Annotated in this window: 15 protein-coding genes and 1 riboswitch; of the genes, 9 read left to right on the forward strand and 6 right to left on the reverse strand. The window is 71.1% G+C overall.

The window, feature by feature from the left end; genetic code table 11:
* Window positions 1-101: 101 nt before the first annotated feature.
* A riboswitch (cobalamin riboswitch) is annotated at window positions 102-303 on the reverse strand.
* A 210-nt stretch (window positions 304-513) separates the two neighbouring features.
* The 4 genes from asnB to nadE are packed head-to-tail and all read left to right on the forward strand — an operon-like array spanning window position 514 to window position 5,299.
* Window positions 514-2,448, forward strand: coding sequence for an asparagine synthase (glutamine-hydrolyzing) (gene asnB / locus ABE438_RS10645; protein ID WP_346502586.1), 1,935 nt, complete (start codon window positions 514-516; stop codon window positions 2,446-2,448).
* A 23-nt stretch (window positions 2,449-2,471) separates the two neighbouring features.
* Entirely contained in the window at window positions 2,472-2,738 is a 267-nt protein-coding gene (locus tag ABE438_RS10650; protein ID WP_346502587.1) for an acyl carrier protein, read from the forward strand.
* Between the two features lie 24 nt (window positions 2,739-2,762).
* Window positions 2,763-4,310 (forward strand): class I adenylate-forming enzyme family protein, encoded by a 1,548-nt coding sequence (locus tag ABE438_RS10655; RefSeq protein ID WP_346502588.1) that lies wholly within the window; start codon window positions 2,763-2,765, stop codon window positions 4,308-4,310.
* Window positions 4,307-5,299: an NAD(+) synthase gene (gene nadE / locus ABE438_RS10660; protein WP_346502589.1), complete on the forward strand. Its 993-nt coding sequence runs from the start codon at window positions 4,307-4,309 to the stop codon at window positions 5,297-5,299. Before ABE438_RS10655 ends, nadE begins: the two co-directional genes overlap by 4 nt.
* A 42-nt stretch (window positions 5,300-5,341) precedes the next feature.
* Here the strand turns inward: nadE and ABE438_RS10665 are convergent, their stop codons facing one another.
* Both ABE438_RS10665 and ABE438_RS10670 read right to left on the reverse strand, forming a co-directional pair.
* The gene (locus ABE438_RS10665; RefSeq protein WP_346502590.1) at window positions 5,342-6,457 is read right to left on the reverse strand and encodes a hypothetical protein; all 1,116 of its coding nucleotides are present in this window, start codon (window positions 6,455-6,457) and stop codon (window positions 5,342-5,344) included.
* On the reverse strand, window positions 6,454-7,110 hold the full coding sequence (locus tag ABE438_RS10670) for a N5-glutamine methyltransferase family protein (RefSeq protein ID WP_346502610.1): 657 nt from the start codon (window positions 7,108-7,110) through the stop codon (window positions 6,454-6,456). The genes ABE438_RS10665 and ABE438_RS10670 overlap by 4 nt, the downstream gene beginning before the upstream one ends.
* Before the next feature lie 250 nt (window positions 7,111-7,360).
* On the opposite strand from ABE438_RS10670, the gene ABE438_RS10675 reads away from it, so the two are divergent.
* The 5 genes from ABE438_RS10675 (at window position 7,361) to ABE438_RS10695 (ending at window position 13,503) form a co-directional block, all read left to right on the forward strand.
* Window positions 7,361-8,677: a lipopolysaccharide biosynthesis protein gene (locus ABE438_RS10675; RefSeq protein ID WP_346502591.1), complete on the forward strand. Its 1,317-nt coding sequence runs from the start codon at window positions 7,361-7,363 to the stop codon at window positions 8,675-8,677.
* 61 nt (window positions 8,678-8,738) lie between these two features.
* The gene (locus tag ABE438_RS10680; RefSeq protein WP_346502592.1) at window positions 8,739-9,809 is read left to right on the forward strand and encodes a GNAT family N-acetyltransferase; all 1,071 of its coding nucleotides are present in this window, start codon (window positions 8,739-8,741) and stop codon (window positions 9,807-9,809) included.
* Between the two features lie 28 nt (window positions 9,810-9,837).
* Window positions 9,838-10,836, forward strand: coding sequence for a glycosyltransferase family 2 protein (locus ABE438_RS10685; protein WP_346502593.1), 999 nt, complete (start codon window positions 9,838-9,840; stop codon window positions 10,834-10,836).
* Window positions 10,833-13,037 carry a glycoside hydrolase gene (locus ABE438_RS10690; RefSeq protein WP_465248596.1) on the forward strand — a complete coding sequence of 735 codons (2,205 nt, stop codon included), beginning with the start codon at window positions 10,833-10,835 and terminating at the stop codon, window positions 13,035-13,037. The genes ABE438_RS10685 and ABE438_RS10690 overlap by 4 nt, the downstream gene beginning before the upstream one ends.
* An 88-nt stretch (window positions 13,038-13,125) precedes the next feature.
* Entirely contained in the window at window positions 13,126-13,503 is a 378-nt protein-coding gene (locus tag ABE438_RS10695; protein ID WP_346502594.1) for a VanZ family protein, read from the forward strand.
* Here ABE438_RS10695 and ABE438_RS10700 read toward each other — a convergent pair.
* From ABE438_RS10700 to ABE438_RS10715, 4 genes are all read right to left on the reverse strand, one after another.
* Window positions 13,500-14,597: a glycosyltransferase family 4 protein gene (locus ABE438_RS10700; protein ID WP_346502612.1), complete on the reverse strand. Its 1,098-nt coding sequence runs from the start codon at window positions 14,595-14,597 to the stop codon at window positions 13,500-13,502. The genes ABE438_RS10695 and ABE438_RS10700 overlap by 4 nt on opposite strands.
* Before the next feature lie 271 nt (window positions 14,598-14,868).
* Window positions 14,869-16,113, reverse strand: coding sequence for a glycosyltransferase family 4 protein (locus tag ABE438_RS10705; protein WP_346502613.1), 1,245 nt, complete (start codon window positions 16,111-16,113; stop codon window positions 14,869-14,871).
* The gene (locus tag ABE438_RS10710; protein ID WP_346502614.1) at window positions 16,113-16,874 is read right to left on the reverse strand and encodes a polysaccharide deacetylase family protein; all 762 of its coding nucleotides are present in this window, start codon (window positions 16,872-16,874) and stop codon (window positions 16,113-16,115) included. Before ABE438_RS10710 ends, ABE438_RS10705 begins: the two co-directional genes overlap by 1 nt.
* On the reverse strand, window positions 16,867-18,207 hold the full coding sequence (locus ABE438_RS10715) for an O-antigen ligase family protein (protein ID WP_346502595.1): 1,341 nt from the start codon (window positions 18,205-18,207) through the stop codon (window positions 16,867-16,869). Before ABE438_RS10715 ends, ABE438_RS10710 begins: the two co-directional genes overlap by 8 nt.
* Window positions 18,208-18,211 lie beyond the last annotated feature (4 nt).

An 18,211-nucleotide genomic window follows, 5' to 3' on the forward strand; every position in this document is an offset into this window, starting at 1 on the left:
TTGAGGGTCGGAAAGGCCGAGCGGAGGCATGGAGAGGGCGCATGTCGGCCCATCGAGGCCCGCGACCTGCCAGCGCACCACCGGGACACCCCGCCCGAGGACGTAAACTCAGGTCGCTGGCAGGTCTCCTGGCTCGCGGGTCGTCGCGTCGGGCCCCGTCTTCCCAAGGCCTCGCGGCCTCAGTGACATGATAGTGGCTCGACACTCGCCGCTGACAGTTGCGGGGGCAGCGCCGGCTTCGCACCGGCTTCCCTCTTAGCTCCCGATCTTGCGATTCGAGAGACCATCGACACCTATATCTAGTATCTCCATCCCCTTCCCTGTCAATCGCTCGCTGCGCGGCGGCGGGAGGCTGTGGACGGTTCGCGAGCCGCTGCCGGGCAGGCGCCGCTCGCGCAATCGCAGCGTGGTCCATTTACCATCAGGCGACGATGGCCGGGCCCGTTAACATATGGGTTGCACCGCTCGGCTAGGGTGACGCAAGGTCTGGCGGGCTCGAAAGCAAACCCTGAGATGTGTGGATTTGGCGGCTATGTCGGCGCTGCCCGTGACGGGGCGGCGCTCCTCGAACGGATGGCGGCGGCGATCGCCCATCGCGGCCCGGACGAGCGCGGCGTCTTCACCGGCGAGGGCGTCGGCCTCGGCCATGTGCGCCTGTCGATCGTCGGGCTCGGCGACGGCCAGCAGCCCATGTCCGACGAGAGCGGCGCGCTGACCATCGCCTTCAACGGCGAGATCTTCAATTACGTCGAGCTGCGCGAGCAGCTGAAGGCCAAGGGGCGGCGCTTCCGCACGGCGAGCGACACCGAGGTCATCCTGCATCTCTACGACGAGATGGGCGACGCCTGCCTGTCGCAGCTCAATGGCGACTTCGCCTTCGCGCTCTGGGATGCGCGTCGCCGGCGCATGCTGATCGCCCGCGACCGCATGGGCGTGCGCCCGCTGTTCTACACGCGCCAGGGCGGGACGCTCTACTTCGCCTCCGAGGTCAAGGCGCTGCTGCAGGTGCCGGGCGTCGTCGCCCGCATCGACCCGGTCGCGCTCGACCAGATCTTCACCCTCTGGGCGCCGATCGCGCCGCGCACCGCCTTCGTGGACATCTTCGAGCTGGAGCCGGCCAGCCTGATGATCGTCGAGAATGGCGAGGTCTCGACCCGGCCCTATTGGAGCCTGGACTATCCGGACGCCGGCGCCCCCTCGCGCTGGACCAGCGAGGCCGAGGCGGCCGAGGCGCTGCGCGAACTCCTCACCGACGCCACGCGGCTGCGCATGCGCGCCGACGTGCCGGTCGGCGCCTATCTCTCCGGCGGGCTCGATTCCTCGATCACCTCGGCGCTGGCCGCCCGGATGGTGCCGGGCAATCTGCGCACCTTCTCGGTGACCTTCGACAGCGCCGAGCACGACGAGAGCGCCTTCCAGCTGGAGATGGCCCGCGCGCTCGGCACCCGCCACGCCACCGTCGCCTGCGGGCCGGGCACCATCGCCTCGGTCTTCCCCGAGGTGATCCGCCATACCGAGCGGCCGATTCTGCGCACCGCCCCCGCCCCGCTCTACGCGCTGGCCGGGCTGGTGCGCGAGCAGGGCCTCAAGGTCGTGCTCACCGGCGAGGGGGCAGACGAGGTATTCGCCGGCTACGACATCTTCAAGGAGTCGCGGGTGCGCCGCTTCTGCGCGCGCCAGCCGGGCTCGCGCATCCGCCCGCATCTCTTCCGCAAGCTCTACCCCTATCTGCCGGGGCTGCAGCAGCAATCGGCCGACTATCTCGCCTCCTTCTTCGGCGCGAGCGGCCATGCGCTCGACGATCCGCTCTATTCGCACCGGCCGCGGCTCGACGGCACGGCGGCGACCAAGCTGTTCTTCTCCGGCGACCTGCGCGCCACGCTCGGCGGCTACGATGCCGCCGCCGAGATGGCCTCGCGCCTGCCCGAGGCCTTCCCGCGCTGGCATCCGCTGCACCAGGCGCAATATCTCGAGGCGCGCTTCCTGCTGCCGGGCTACATCCTCTCCAGCCAGGGCGACCGCATGGCGATGGCCCATGGCATCGAGGGCCGCTTCCCCTTCCTCGACCATCGCCTGGTCGAGTTCGCCGCGAGCCTGCCGCCGGAGATGAAGCTCAAGGGGCTGGTCGAGAAGCACATCCTGCGCGAGGCCACCGCCGACCTCTTGCCGGAGACGATCGCCCGGCGCACCAAGCAGCCCTATCGCGCGCCCGACAGCGCCTCCTTCGTCGCGCCCGAGGCCGCCTATCTGCGCGCCGCCATGGGCGAGGCCGAGATTTCGGCCGGCGGCCTGTTCAACCCGAAGACGGTGGGCAAGCTCACCGAGAAATGCCTCCGCCAGCCGGCGACCGGGTTCCGCGACAACGCGGCCTTCGTCGGCATCCTGTCGACACAGCTCTGGCTGCGCGCCTTCGGCGGGTCAGCCCGCGGGCTCGCGCAGGCCGCCTGACCCTCACGAGGAGAGAACACCCCATGTCCGACGCCATCCGAGACGCCGTGAAGGCCTTCGTCGTCGAGAACTTCCTGTTCGGCGACGCCGACCACCCGCTCGCCGACACCGATTCCCTGATCGAGAACGGCATCATCGATTCCACCGGCGTGCTCGAGCTCGTCGCCTTCATCGAGGACCGCTACGGCATCACCGTCGCGGATGCGGACATCGTGCCGGCCAATCTGGATTCGCTGGCCCGCATCACCGCCTTCGTCGCCTCCAAATCTCCCTCGCCGACCGCGGCCTGAGCGGACAAGGCGGAGCGGCAGCCCATGCGCGTCGAGCAGTTCCTGATCCGTAGCGCCGCGGCGCATCCCGCCAAGACCGCGCTCGTGGCGGGCGAGAAGCGGCTGAGCTATGCCGAGCTGGACGCGCTGTCCTCGCGCCTGGCCGCCAGCCTCGCCGCCGGCGGCGTGCGCCGCGACGACCGTGTCCTGGTCTTCATGGACAATTGCTGGGAGGCGGCGGTCTCGATCTTCGCCGCGCTCAAGGCCGGCGCGACCTTCAGCCCGGTCAACGCCTCCACCAAGGCCGACAAGCTCGCCTATATGATCGAGGACTGCACGCCGGCGGCGATCCTGACGCAGGCGCGCCTGCTAGGCGTCGTCAACCAGGCGCGCGCCGTGCTGGGCGAGGGCCGGCCCCTCTTCGTCGCCTCGACCTCCGGCCCGAAGGGGCCGGGCCCGCAGGCCGTCGCCTTCGAGGACTGCCTCGCGGCCGAGCCGGCCCCGGTCGCCCATGGCGGCATCGACGTCGACCTGGCGATGCTGATCTACACCTCGGGCTCCACCGGCCGCCCCAAGGGCGTGATGATGACCCACCGCAACATCGACGCGGCGGCCGAATCGATCACCACCTATCTGCGCAACACGCCGGACGACATCATCCTCAACGTGCTGCCGCTGGCCTTCGACTACGGGCTCTACCAGTTCCTGATGGCGATGCGCCTCGGCGCCACGCTGGTGCTGGAGAAGTCCTTCGCCTTCCCGCAGGCGATCTTCGAGCGCATCCGCGCCGAGAAGGTCACCGGCTTCCCGCTGGTGCCGACCATGGCGGCGCTGATCCTGCAGATGCGCGAGCTGGAGCCGGGTTTCCTGCCGAGCGTGCGCTATCTCTCCAACACCGCCGCCGCCCTGCCGCCGCCGCATATCGCCCGGCTGCGCGAGCTCTTCCCCGGCGCCCTGCTCTTCTCGATGTACGGGCTGACCGAGTGCAAGCGCTGCACCTATCTGCCGCCGGAGGAGCTCGACCGCCGGCCCGGCTCGGTCGGCATCGCCATTCCCAACACCGAGGCGATGGTGGTCGACGACGAGGGCGAGCAGGTGCCGCCCGGCGTCGCCGGCGAGCTGGTGATCCGCGGCCCGCATGTCATGCAGGGCTATTGGCGCAACGAGGCCGCCACCACCCAGATGCTGCGCACCGGCAAGCATCCCTGGGAGAAGCGCCTGCACACCGGCGACCTGTTCCGCACCGACGAGGAGGGCTTCCTCTATTTCGTCGGCCGCAAGGACGACATCATCAAGACGCGCGGCGAAAAGGTCGCGCCCAAGGAGGTCGAGGCCGTGCTGCACGCCCATCCCGGCATCGCCGAGGCGGTCGTTACCGGCGTGCCCGATCCCGTTCTCGGCCACGCCATCGCCGCCGTGGTGGTGCTCGCCGACCAAAGCCTGAGCGAGCGCGACGTCATCCGCCACTGCGCCGCCCTTCTCGAGGATTTCATGGTGCCGAAGATCGTGGAGTTCCGCAGCGAACTGCCCAAGACCGACACCGGGAAGGTCAGCCGCCGGCTGGCCGGCGAAACGCTGGGAGCCAGACAGTGACCGATCAAGCCGCCTTCTCCGCCGCGACGCTGGCGATCGACCTCGCCGCCGAGACCGACCGCATCGTCGCCGGCCTGCGCGGGCAGCTGCGCGGCATGCGCAAGCGCGGGCTGGTGCTCGGTCTCTCCGGCGGCATCGATTCCAGCGTCTGCGTCGCGCTCGCGGTCAAGGCGGTCGGGCCCAAGAACGTCTTCTGCCTGTTCATGCCGGAGAACGATTCCGACCCGGAGAGCCTGCGCCTCGGCCGCCTGGTCGCCGAGACCTTCGGCGTCGACGCCGTGGTCGAGGATATCGGGCCGAGCCTGCAGGCCATGGGCTGCTATGAGCGGCGCGACGGCTTCATCCGCCAGCTCGTGCCGGAATACGGGCCGGGTTGGGCCTCGAAGATCGTGATTGCCAACTCGGTCGCGACCGAGGGCTACAACATCTCCTATCTCGTGGTGCAGGACCCGGCCGGGGTGCAGCAGAAGCTGCGCATGCCGCCGGCGGTCTATCTCGGCATCGTCGCCGCCACCAATATGAAGCAGCGCACCCGCAAGCAGCTCGAATACTACCATGCCGACCGGCTGAACTTCGCCGTGCTCGGCACGCCGAACCGGCTCGAATACGATCAGGGCTTCTTCGTCAAGAACGGCGACGGCGCCGCCGACGTCAAGCCGATCGCCCATCTCTACAAGACGCAGGTCTACGCGCTCGCCGCCCATCTCGGCGTGCCGGCGGAGATCTGCCGCCGCCCGCCGACCACCGACACCTACTCGCTGGCGCAGACGCAGGAGGAGTTCTACTTCTCCCTTCCCTATGACCGCATGGATCTGTGCCTCTACGGGCTGAACCACGGCCTCTCCGCCGCCGAGACCGGCGCGGCCGCCGGGCTCACCCCGGTCGAGGTCGAGCGCGTCTGGACCGACATCGCCGCCAAGCGCAGCGCCACGCGCTATCTGCATCTCGGCCCGCAGCTGGTCGCCGAGGTGCCGGAGCTGAAGGGCTGACGGCAACGCGCCGGGCGGATCGTCCGGCACCTTCCGCCTGTTTCAGTCGAAGCGGCCGCCGACCAGCCGGCTCCACTGCTCGCCGGCGAGCCCGTTGACGAAGGCCGCGCCCTCGCGGAAGGCGGCAAGGATCTCGGGGTCGCGGGCGTGCACCACGCTCGAGGCGACATGGGTGAAGGCGATGCGCCGGCCGAGCATCGCCGCCAGCAGCGCCGGCTGCGTGCGCCCGCGCAGGCCCGCCGCCCCGCGCTCCGTCGCGTCGCGGATCAGCGCGTCGAGCACCGCCTCCGCCTGCCCCGGCCGCGCCAGCACCTGCAGCACGCGCGCGATCGCGCCCGGCCGGTGATGGTAGAGAAAGGCGCCGACGGCCGCGCCGCGCGCGGTCTCCACCGCGGCGAAGATCGGTTCGCCGAATTCGGGCTTGTGCGCCGCCTCGGCCAGGACATGGTCGCGCTGCGCCGCGTCCCAGGCCGGCCTGATCGCGAAATGCTGCGTCAGCGGCGCGATCAGCGCGGCGAAACCGGCCGCATCGAGTGGCCGCACCACCAGCCCGCCCTTGAGCTCGCCGCCATCGGCGACGCCGGACCAGCGCAGTTCGCCGGGCTGCATGCGCCGGCGGGCGACACGATCGACGCCGCGCGCCAGCGGCGCCAGCAGCCGCGCCGCGCCGAGGCGGCTCGCCGCCACGTCGAGCAGGAAGGAGGCCGGGCGGATCAGCCGGCCCCAGTCGAGGCTGTAATCGGGCAGCGCGACGCCGCGCAGCTTGGTCCACATCTGCGCCGAGACCTCGCTCGCCGTCTCGCTGAACGAGAGATCCTGCGGGCCGGCGAGGAAGCTCTTGAGCAGGCGCGGCGCCGCCATCGCGTCCTCGGCGCGCGGGTCGACCATCAGCGAGCCGCAGATCGCCGCGACCAGCCGGCGCTCGCCGAAGACCATCGGCAGGGCATTGACGCCGATGAAGCCGGTGACGGTCCCGGCCGCCCCGACATGCACCAACGGCGCGACCCGCGGATCGCAGCCCGGCGCCGTCAGGTAGTGGCGGTCGAGATAGGCGGCGAGTTCGGCGGGCGGCGGCTTGGCGGGGTCGCGGAAGACGCGCTGGAACAGCGCCGCCACCGCCGGGATATCGGCCGCGGCAAGCGGGCGGACCTCGCTCATGCTGCGGATCCGGCGCCGGTCTCGTCGCTGCGGCGGCGCACGATGGCGACGCGCGGCGCGCCCTCGGCATCCTTGGCGAAGTCGGGCGCCTCATAGGCCTTGGTGCGCGCGATCAGCGCCGCCGCCTGGCGCTCCTGGCCGTGGCCGAACTCGAAAAGCAGCCAGCCGCCGGGCTTGAGGAAGCCGACCGCGTCGCGGATGACGCGCTGATGGATCGAGAGCCCGTAGGGGCCGCCGTCGAAGGCCTCGCGCGGCTCGCTCTCCAAGAGATGCGCGCTCTCGCTCTCCAGCCGGCCGGTCGAGATATAGGGCGGATTGCAGACGATCACGTCGACCTTGCCGGCGAGATCGTCGCCGGCCAGCGCCTCGAACAGGTCGCCCTGGCGGACGGTGACGCGCTGCGACAGGCCGAGCCGCTCGGCATTGCGCCGCGCCAGCGCCACCGTGCTGTCGGTCAGGTCGGCGGCGAAGAGGCGCGCATCGGCGATCGCGGCGGCAAGCCCGAGCGCGAGATTGCCCGAGCCGCAGCACATGTCGACCACCAGCGCCCCGCCCTCTCGCTCGCGCAGGATGGCGGCGGCGTTGCGGCCGAGCAGCTCGGTCTCCTCGCGCGGCACCAGCACGTCCGGCGCCAGTTCGAGCGTCACCCCCATGAAGCGGTGCAGGCGGGGCTCGCCGCCCGTTCCGGGCGCGGTCGTGGTCTGTGACACGGGTGCGGACCTTCCTCGCTGGTTGGCCGGCGGCCATGGGCGCATCTCTAGCCGATTTGGGTAAACGGACGCTGAAACCCTTACGTCACCTGCGTTAACCCCCCAATCACGTCTGTCTGATACCCAACGTCAGCCCGGTGTCCGGGCACGGCCGGCTCATTCGGGAGCCGGCTTCAGGTCGAGGAAGGACCGGATGGGTTCGCAGCACGCGACAGGATCGGGCGGCCGCAGGGCGCTCCTGCCGATGCTGCTATCCTATGCCGCGTCGGGCGGCAGCCTGATCGTCTCCTCCGCCGCGCAGCTCATCACCTTCGCCATCCTCGCCCGCTTCCTCGGCGTCCATGAATTCGCGCTCTTCGTCGCGATCACCGCCGTCGCCAATATCGCGGTGCATCTGTGCGGGCTCGGCGCCATGGAGTGCCTGGTGCGCCGCGTCGCGCGCGAACCGGCGCTCTACCCGGCGATGCTCGGCCACAACCTGATCCTGACCGCGATCAGCGGCGTGCTGCTGGTGCTGGCCGGCGCCGCGATCCTGCCGCTCTTCTTCAGCCTCTCGCCCGACCCGGCGACCAATGTCGCGCTGATCACGCTGATGCTGGTGACCAATGTCGTGCTGGTCCGGCTGATCGTGCTCGCCGAGCAGATCCAGATCGCCCATACCGACTTCGCCTCGGCGAACGCCGTCGTCGTCGGTTTCGCGCTGGCGCGCACCGCCGCAGCGGCGCTGGCCTGCCTGGTCTTCGGCGTCGGCACGCTCGCCGCCTGGGCGGTCTGGCAGTTCGCCTGCCATGTGCTGGTGGCGCTGGCCTGCTGGCGCCTCGTCGCGAGGCGCGGCCCGCCCGCCTGGCGCATCCTGCGCGAGGAGCTGCCGCTCGGCCTTTACTTCAGCGTGCCCTTCATCCTGCGCGCCGTCCGCCAGAACGCCGACCTGCTGGTGCTGAGCCTGATCGCGACGGCCGAGACGGTGTCGAGCTACAGCGTCGCCCGCCGCATCCTGGAAAGCAGCTATCTCTCGGTCGAGGCGATGAACCGCCTCGTCTACCCCGTCTCGGCCCGCGCCACCGCCGCCGGCCTGCAGGACGCCCTGCCGCGCATCCGCAAGCTGCTCATGGCCGCGGTCGGGATCAGCACGGCCGCCGCCATCGCGGTCTATGTGCTGGCGCCGGTGCTGCCGCATCTCTTCGGCCAGGCCTATGTCTCGCTGGTCTCCTACACCCGCATTCTGTGCTGGGTGGTGATCCCGCTCGCCAGCTGGGCGGTGGCCGTCGAGGCGCTCGGCGCCTCCGGCCACCAGGCCTCGCGCGCGATGGTCATGGGGCTCGGCAGCCTGATCGGAGCCGGCGTCGCCGCGCTCGCCACCTGGTACGCTCCGCCCACGGGCACCTTCGTGTCCTTCTACCTGATCGAGATCGCCATGGTCGTGGCGGCCTGGAGCGTCCTGCTGCGCATCGTCGAGCGCGACCGGGCGCGCGCGGCCGCGCTGGCGGAAGGACAGCCCCATGGCGGCTAGCGCGCAGAGGACTCCCCCTCAGGCACCCGTCTCAGCCCGCGCCCGCGGTAGCGCCCGCCCGATGACGCGCGCCGACATTCCGGCCGTCTCCGGCCTGTTCGCACGGATCTTCCGCGGCCGCAGCGACGGTGCCACGGCCGAGCTCGAGGACTATCTCGACAAGGTCTTCTTCGGCAGTCCGCTCTATACGCCCGAGACCGGCAGCGTCGTCTACGAATCCGCCGAGGGCGAGGTCGCCAGCACCATCCTGGTCGTGCCCATGGCCTTCCGCGCCGGCGAGCGCGAGCTGGTCGCCCGGCTGCTCTGCGCCTTCATGGCCGACGGCAAGGACAGCGCCGCCGGCGCCGCCCGGCTCGCCCGCCAGATGCGCGCCGCGCGGCAGGACATGTGCTTCTCCGACAATTCCTCGCCGGTCAGCGCCTCGCACTGGGTCGCCGGCGGCGGCGCGATCCTGCCGATCCAGAGCCTGCAATGGCGCCGCAGCTTCCGCCCCGCGGCGGCGGCCGCGATCGGCTGCGGCCGCGTGCTGCGCTGCCTGCGCTCGCGCCCCGTGCTGGCGCTCGCCCGGCCGGTCGACGCGCTGCTGCGCCGCTGGCGCCGCTCCCTGACCCCGGTCGCGCCCCAGGGCTGCCGGGTCGAGCCGGCGACGCCGGACGCCTTCCTCGCCTGTGCCGGGCCGATGACCGAGCGCTTCCATGTCCGGCCGGTCTGGTCGAAGCCGGAATTCGACTGGCTGCTCTCGGTGGCGCGGCTCAACCGCCGTCTCGGCGAGCTGCATATCCGCACCGTGCACGGGCCGGACGCGCGCGTCATCGGCGCCTATCTCTATTTCGGCCGACGCGGCCGCGAGGCCACCGTGCTCAACCTGGTCTGCGAGGCCGGGCGCGAGCAGGAGGTCAGCGGCGCGATGTTCTCCGCCCTCGACGCGGAAGGCTATGCCGCCGCCGTCGGCATGGCCCAGCCCTTCCTGATGACCGCCCTGTTCCGGCAGCGCTGGATGACCTATCGTCACGAGGGCCATTTCTGCATGGTGACGCGCCATGCCGAGATCGGCGCGGCGGTGGCGCGCGACGACATCTATATCGGCGGGCTGGCCTCGGAGAGCTGGAGCCGCCTGCTCAACGATTTCTGAGCCGCGACCGCCCGCCCGGAGAGCCGGATTGACTGTTTCGATCATCATCAAGACCCTGAACGAGGAAAAGCGCATCGCGGCGACGATCGAGAGCGCGCTGGCGGCGGCGCGCCCGCTCGGCGGCGAGGTGGTGATCGCCGACAGCGGCTCCTCGGACGCCACAGTCGAGATCGCCCGGCGCTATCCGGTGGTGATCGCCCAGATCGTGGCGCCGGCGAAGCCGAGCTGCGGCATCGGCCCCCAGCTCGGCTACCAGCATTCGCGCTTCGACTATCTCTGCCTGCTCGACGGCGACATGCTGCTCGACGAGGGCTTCCTGCCGGACGCCATCGCGTGCCTCGCGGCCGATCCGCGCCTCGGCGGCGTCACCGGCCATGTCCAGGAGATGCAGACCGCCAATCTCGAATATGCCCGCCGGGTCCAGCGCAACGCGCCGGAGAACCGCGTCGGGGCGATCGACCGGATGAATGGCGGCGGGCTCTACCGGCGCGCGGCCGTCGAGGCCGTCGGCTACCTGACCGACCGCAACCTGCATGGCTATGAGGAGTTCGACCTCGGCGCCCGGCTGCGCGCCGCCGGCTGGGGGCTGCACCGACTCGACCGCCGCTTCGTCCAGCATTTCGGCCATACGCTGAACTCCTACCGGCTGCTGGTCCGGCGCTGGCGCAACAAGTACCTGCACGGCATCGGCGAATTGCTGCGCGCCTCGCTCGGCAAGCCGCATTTTGGCATGCTGCTGCGCGAATTGCCGGAGCTCAGGCTCTGGGGCGTGATCTATCTCTGGTGGGCGCTCTGCCTCGTCCTGCTCATCGCCATGCCGAACAAGCTCGCGGCGCTGGCGCTGGTACTCGGCTCCGTCGTCGCCGCGGTCGCGCTGATGAGCTGGCGCAAGGGCGGGCTCGGCATGGGGCTCTACACCGTCGTCGCCTGGTTCTTCCACGCCGCCGCTTTGCCGGCCGGCTTCGTCCGCGGCCGGCTGAAGCCCGAGGCGCCGATCGAGAGCCGCGTGATCCGGGGCAGCGAATGAGGCCGGCCGCGCGGCTCCTGCTCGCCGCCGCGGCCCTGCTCGCCACGACGGGGATGGCCCGGGCCCAGGCCGAGACCTGGCTCCCCGTGCGCGAAACCGCGCTGGAGCTGCGCCCCGGCAGCCCGCTCGACGTCTCCGGCATCCTGCCCAATCTGCGCATCACCCCGGAGCGGCGCCTCGTCGCCAATGCCGAGGGCCGGCTGGCGCGGGCCGACCGGCCGGCCGAGCCTCTGCGCCTCGCCTGCGCCTCGCTGGCCTGGAGCCCGGCTTCCGGCGGCTTCCCGGCGCGGGCCGAGGCCGAGCGCTATGCCCGCCAGCTCGCCATGCACGGCTACAACCTGGCGCGGCTTCACTTCGTCGACGCCAGCCTGATGTTCGGCCGGCAGACGGATTTCGACTTCGATCCCGAGACGCTCGACCGCATCCACTATCTGCTAGCGGCGCTGAAGCGCCACGGCATCTACTGGATGATCGACGGGCTCTCCTCCTGGCGCGGCGCCTCTGGCGGCCATGACGACCGCTGGGACCCGAGCAGCAATTTCAAGCTCGCCCTGCATCTCGACGAACAGGTCTTCGCGCATTGGCGCCGCTTCGTCGAAGCCTTCTTCAAGACGGTCAACCCGCATACCGGCATCGCCCCGATCGACGACGAGGCGCTGGCGCTGGTCATCCTGGTCAACGAGAACGGCATCGAGTTCGACGGCGTGGTGCGCGACCGGCGCGGCCGCCCGCCCTACGACCCGATGCTGGCCGCCCCGTTCAACGCCTGGCTGGCCAAGCGCTACGAGAGCAGCGCCGCGCTGGCCAGGGCCTGGGGCCGGCTCGGCTGGAGCGAGAGCCTGGAGCGCGGCAGCATCGCCCTGCCGAGCGACCGCTATGCCGACAGCCCGCGCATGCGCGATCTCCAGGCCTTCTTCACCGAGGTCGAGACCGCCTCGGCCGCGCGCATGAGCGCCGCCCTGCGCCAGCTCGGCTACAAGGGCCTGATCTCGACCTACAACAACTGGCCGACGATCCAGACCGGCCTCAGCCGCCGCGGCCTTCAGGCGGTGACGATGAACACCTATCACGACTGGGCCAGCGGCTACGCGCCCGGCAGCCGGCTGGAGCAGACCAGCGCCGTCGCCGACGCCGCGAACGCCATGCGCCTCGCCGCCGCCTCCCGCTGGCTCGGGCGGCCCTTCCTCGTCAGCGAATACGACCATCTGTTCTGGAACCGCTATCGCTACGAGGCCGGCGCGGTCTTCCCCGCCTATGCCGCGCTGCAGGGCTGGGACGCGCTCTGCCGCCACGCCCACGGGCCGATCGTGCTGCGCTATGGCGAGCCCTTCGCCCACAAGCGCGCCATGCTGCCCTATGCCATCGCGCTCGATCCCGTCGCGCGCGCCGGCGAGACGCTCTCGACCTTCCTGTTCCGCCGCGGCGACGTCGCGACCGCCGGGCTGACCCTGCCCTTCGCCGTGCGCGGCGAGGCCGATCTCGGCCCCGACATGCAGGCGCGCGAGCCCGAGGCGCTGACACGCTTCGCCCTGCTCGGCCGCATCGGCCTCGCCGAGGCGGAGACGGTCGACAAGGGGGAACCTGCGACGATCGCCGTGACGCAGCCGCGCGAGGCGGTGAAGCCGCTCGCCTTGCTCGAACGCCTGCGCGCCAGCGGCGCATTGCCGAAGGACAATGCCACCGACCCCGCCGCCGGGATCTACCAGAGCTCAACCGGCGAGATCACCCTGGACGAGCGCCGCCGCAGCCTCGCCGTGGTGACGAAGGCCAGCGAGGCGCTGGCCTTCGCCGCGCGCGACCTGCCGGCCCGGCTCGGCCGGCTGGAGATCACCAAGGCCGAGGGCGACGGACTGCTGGCGCTGGTCTCGCTCGACCAGGCGCCCTCCATCGCCGAGGGGCGGCGCTTCCTGCTGATCTACGCCACCGACGCCCGCAACACCGGCATGGTCTTTCGCGACCGCGAGCAGAAGGTCATCGAGGATTTCGGCCGCCTGCCCGTGCTGATCCGCAAGGGCGAGGTCGCGCTCAGGCTGGACCGCAGCGCCCCGCGCTGGACGCTCTCGCCGGTCGGGCTCGACGGCGTGGTCAGGCCGGCCGTCGCCTCGGGCGCCGGCGAGGTCGCCTTCCGCCTCTCCAACGACACGCCCGGCGGGCCGACCACCTATTTCCTGCTGGAGCTGGAGGCCGCCGCGCGGCGCTGAGCCGCGGCATGGCCTGCCGCCATTGTCTCAGCCGTCCTGCGGGGCGATAAGGCGGCTCACCTTCGCCATCGCCCGACCGGACGGATCCTTGCACCTCGACACCACGACCCTGCGCCGCATCGCCGTGTTTCTCGGCTGGAGCGCGCTCGCCGTGATCCTGTTCGCGACGCTGTCGCCGCTGGGTCTGCGCCCGCGCGTCCCGTCGGTCGGCGTCGGGGTCGAGCGCTTCGGCGCCTTCGCGCTGCTCACCGCGACGCTCGGCTTCGCCTATCCGCGCTGGCGCTGGCGGCTGCTCGCCTGCGTCGTGGTGCTCGCCATCGGGCTGGAATGGCTGCAGACGCTGGAAGCGACCCGCCATGGCCGGCCGCTCGATGCGCTGGAGAAGATCGCCGGAGCGGTCGCCGGCACGCTCGCGGCGCTGTTCGTCGATCGCCTGCTCGCACGCAGGCAGGACCCGCCGGCCTAGCGTCCGAGCAGCGCGCCGTAGAGCTCGTGGGTCTTCTGGGCGATGCCGGACCAGCTGTAGGTCGCGGCGATGCGGGCCGCCAGCGCCTTCGACTCCGCCTCGGGCAGCGGCGCCGCCAGCCTTTCGCCCATCTTGCGCGCCAGCGTCTCGATGTCGCCGAGCGGGACATAATCCTCCTCCGCCAGGTGCAGCTCGCGATTGGGCACGATGTCGCTCGCCAGCACCGGCAGGCCGAAGCCCATCGCCTCGAGCAGCGCGATCGGCATGCCCTCATGGCTGGAGGGCAGCACGAACAGCGCCGCATTGGCGAAGAGCGAGGCGAGGCGCGCATCGCGCTGGAAGCCGGTCAGCACCACGCCCGGAACCGAGGTCGCCAGCTCGACCACCTCGCGCGAATAGGCCGTCTCGAACTCGGCCCCGCCGGCGAGCACCAGCTGGTAGCCCGGCGCCGTCTTCGCGAAGGCGCGGATCAGGTCGAGCTGGCGCTTCTCCGGCACGAAGCGGGCGGCGAGCAGAGCGTAGCGCTTCGGCTGGATGCCGAATTCGGCCAGGATGGCGTCGCCCGAGCCGTCATGGCTCACCGCGACGCCGTTGGGGATGAAGGCGACCGGGCGGCCATAGCGGCCGGCCATGGTGCGCGCCACCTCGTTCGAGATCGCGATGCGGCCATGGGAGAGGCGCATCCCCAGGCGCTCGCCGAGCTTCAGCATGCGCCGTGCCAGACCGCCCCATTTCTCGCGGTCGTAATCATAGCCGTGATGGGTGACGACGACGCGCAGGCCGAGCAGCCTGGCCAGCGGCACCATCAGCGCCGGGCCGACCGCGTGGATGTGCACGATGTCGGGCCGCGTCACCCCGGCGCGCAGCACGCCGAGGCAGGTGTGGACGAGCGCTTCCAGAGCCATGCGGCGCGGCGCCCAGAGCGGGCTGACCTTGACGCCCTTCCAGGTGATCGGCCCCGCATGCGGCAGATAGCGGCTGCGGCCGACGACCTCGACCTCCCAGCCGCGCTGGGCCAGCTCGACGCCGAGCAGCTCGACATGCTTCTCGACGCCGCCCTGGACGCCGGGAATACCGCGCAGGCCGAGGAACATGACGCGCCGGCGCCGCGCGGTGCCGTCCACGACGGCCCCCGCCAGCCCTGCTCCGGCCTCGGTCGATGATCCGGTCACCTGCGCGCAGCCCCCGTTCGGTCCCGCGCCCTGTCGCGGTCACCGTGGGAGCGGCCGAGGCGCTCCGGCGCGGCGATCGCCGGCGGCATGCCGGGACGCATTATGACGCTAGGGCATCCAGGCCGCGCGGGGAAGCGCCCCGGGCGGGCCGGCACAGCCTTCCCGCGGTTAACCTTGACCGGACCCGCCGGCCTCATGCGCCCACCGCGGCGTAGAGCGCCAGGGTGCGCGCGCGATAGGCGGCCGAGGAGAATTCGCGCGCCACCCAGTCGCGCCCGGCCCGGCCCATGCGCAGCCGCTCGCCCGGCGTCAGCGCGGCCAGCGTCGCGAGGCTGTCGGCCAGGCCGCGCACGTCGCCCGGCGGCGCCAGCAGGCCGGTCTCGCCCGGCAGCACCATCTCGGGGATGCCGCCGATCTCCGCGCCGATCACCGGCCGGCCGAGCGCATAGGCCTCCAGCACGCTGATCGGCGCGTTCTCGTACCATTCGGACGGCAGCACCAACGCCTGCGCCCCGCCGATCAGCGCGTGCAGCGCCTCGCCGGAGAGATGGCCGGCGAAGGTGACGTCGGCGCCGCTGCCGGCCGCCTGCGCGCGCAATTCCGCCTCCTCCGGCCCGGTCCCGGCGATCACGAGGCGCGTGCCGGCCAGCGCGCAGGCGGCGATCAGGGTGGAGAGCCCCTTCTCCGGCGCCAGCCGCCCGGCGAAGGCGACATAGTCGCCCTCCTCGCGCCCGGGCCGGTAATGCTCCACGTCGACGAAGTTCGGGATGTAGGTGGCGCGCTCACGCGGCCAGCCCCAGTCGACCAGCTTGTCGAGATAGAACCGGCTCGGCACCACCAGCATGGCGAGAGTGTCGCGATAGAGCCCGAGCAGGCGGTGGACGATGGTTTCGACCAGCACGACGCCGCTCAGCGTCACCGAATCCTTGATGCAGCGATGGCGCAGCACATTGTAGACACGGCCGCCGCGGCAATCCTCGCAGGGGCGCCCGTCGCGCAGCATCTTGTAGGCCGGGCAGGCGAGCTTGAGGTCGTGCGCGGTCATCACCACCGGGATGCCGGCCTGCTTCAGCGTCGGGAAGATCGCCGGCGAGAGATGGTGGTAGACATTGTGGGCATGGGCGACCGAGGGCTTCGCCCGCTCGATCAGCCGGCCGATATTGCGCTGCGCCTCGCGCGAATAGATCACGCTCGCCGCCTGCTCGACCCGGCGCAGCAGCCCGGCCTTGCGGCCGTATTCGATCTCCGAGACGAAATACTCCGACCAGGGCGAGGGCAGGTTGCTCTCGTGCTGCATGGCGAAGGGCACCACGTCCCAGCCGATGCCGGCGAACATCGCCATATGGTCGAGGAACACCGCCTCGGCCCCGCCGCGACGGTAATAGTAGTTGTTGATCGCCAGCAGCCGCTTGCCGGCCCCCTCCCCACTCTGCGTCATCACCAGCCGAGCCTGTCGATCGCCGCATCGACCGTCAGCACCGTGCAGCCGCGCGCCAGCGCATGCCCGACCAGGAGATCGAGCGTCTCCGGCGTGCAGCCATAGGGCGTCGGGCTGGACGAGACGTCGTGACTGAAGAAGACCAGCCAGCCCGGCTCCTCGGCCACCGCGTCGATCTGCCGGGTCAGCAGCCGCGCCTCGGCCTCCGGCTGGCGGATCTCGTAGCCCTTGAGCATCAGCGGATCGACCGCGCCGCGGTTGATGCCCTCGCCGCCGGCCCGGCAGCTGCGGTAGCGCCGCCGGAACTCGGCCCGCGCCGGCGGCCAGCCGGAGTTGTAGGGGAAGGCGAAATTGCGCGGCGGCCTCGCGACGCCGGCCTCGGCCAGGAAGGCGGCGTTGCGGTCGAGATCGGCGGCGAGCTCGCGGCCGGGAATGTCGCGCAGCCGGCGATGCGAGAAGGTGTGGCAGCCGACCTCGTGGCCGCGCGCGTCGAGCGCCCGGCAGCCCTCGGCCGAGATCAGCCGGCGCGCCGGCTCGACCGTGCCGGCGATCCCGCCGGCGATGTAGAAGGTGCCGCGCACGCCATGGCGCTCCAGCACCGCCGCGCCCTGGTCGAGGGCGCTGTCGGGCACGTCGTCGAAGGTGAAGGAGACCAGCGGGGTGTCGGTCGCAACGACCCGGCGCGGTCCGCCGAAGCGCACGATGGCCCGGTTGAGCGCACGGTCGATCAGGCCGCCCGGCCGGGCGAGCGCGTCAGGCAGGCTGGGCATGGGCGAAACTCCCGGTCGCTGCGGGGCGTGACGTCTCCGCCAGCGCCGCCGATCCCTGCAGCCTGAAGCCGTAGAGCGACACCACCAGCAGGAACCAGAGCACGTTCCCGCCCTCGAAGAACAGGCTCTCCAGCCCGGCATTGAAGATCGCGTAGAGCCAGATGCGGGTGTAGAGCCGCGTCAGCGGCGAATGCTCCACCGCAGGAGCCATGCGCGAAATGTCGCGCAGCGGCAGCACCAGCACCCACAGCACCGTCATCGCCAGCCCCGGCAGCCCGGTCATCAGCGCGATGTCGAGATAGGAGTTGTGGCCGTTGGCCGCCGCCACCGCCCAGGTCTCGACGCTGCCGCCGCTATGGACCAGCTCGGAGGTCTGCCAGAACGCCTTGACGCCATAGCCGGTGAGCGGCCGCTCGGCGAACTGGCCGAAGGCGAAGCGCCAGATGTCGGCGCGGTTGGTGAAGGTCGCGTCGATGCCCAGCCCGGCGATGAACTCGCCGAGAGGCCGGAACGCGGCGGAGCCCACCGCCAGCAGATTGAACGCACCGACCCCGCCGATCACGATCGGGATGCGCAGGAAGCGGATGCGTTCGAAAACGAAGGCCAGCAGGATGATCGCGGGCAGCATCGCCGTCGAGGTCTTGCCGCCGGTGTGCATCAGGAAGAAGAAGGCGCCGGCGACGATCACCGCCCCAGCGAGCCGCGACCAGACGCTCCAGACGAACAGGCCGAAGAAGGCCGCGATCACCATCGCGGCCGCGGCGCTGTTCTTGTGCGGGAAATGCCCGCGCCACAGCCCGGCATTCATCGGCTCGCGCAGTTCGGAGGCCTGGTGGATCGCCAGCGTCGGCTTGAACACCACGCCGTAATAGCTGAGCCCGAGCACGATCAGCGTGCCGATGCCGAGCATGCGGGCGAACTGGCGCTCGGATGAGGGCAGCAGCAGGTAGATGCTGGCATTGATGGTGACGATCACCGCCAGCACCGTCGCCTTGATGCCGAGCATCGGATGCGCGCCGAGCAGCGAGACCAGGATGAACCAGGTGAAGAGCGGCGCCAGCAGCAGCCGCGGCTGCAGGATGACGTGCCGCAGCGGGTGCATCAGCCCATAGGCCAGCGTGCCGGCGAACAGCATCAGCGAGACGATCTGGTTGAGGCGGTTGGAGTTTCCGGCGCTCGGATCGAGGATCGCCTCGCCGGTCAGGTCGACGAAGGGGGTGAGCGATACCCAGAAGAACAGGAAGGTCGCCATGAAGAGGACCGCGCCGAAGCGCGCCCTCAGCGCCTCGCCCGGATCGCCTCTCGTCGCGCCGCCCCTGTCCATGGCG

This window comes from Allobosea sp. TWI1241 (genome assembly GCF_039673065.1).
Classification (GTDB): domain Bacteria; phylum Pseudomonadota; class Alphaproteobacteria; order Rhizobiales; family Beijerinckiaceae; genus Allobosea.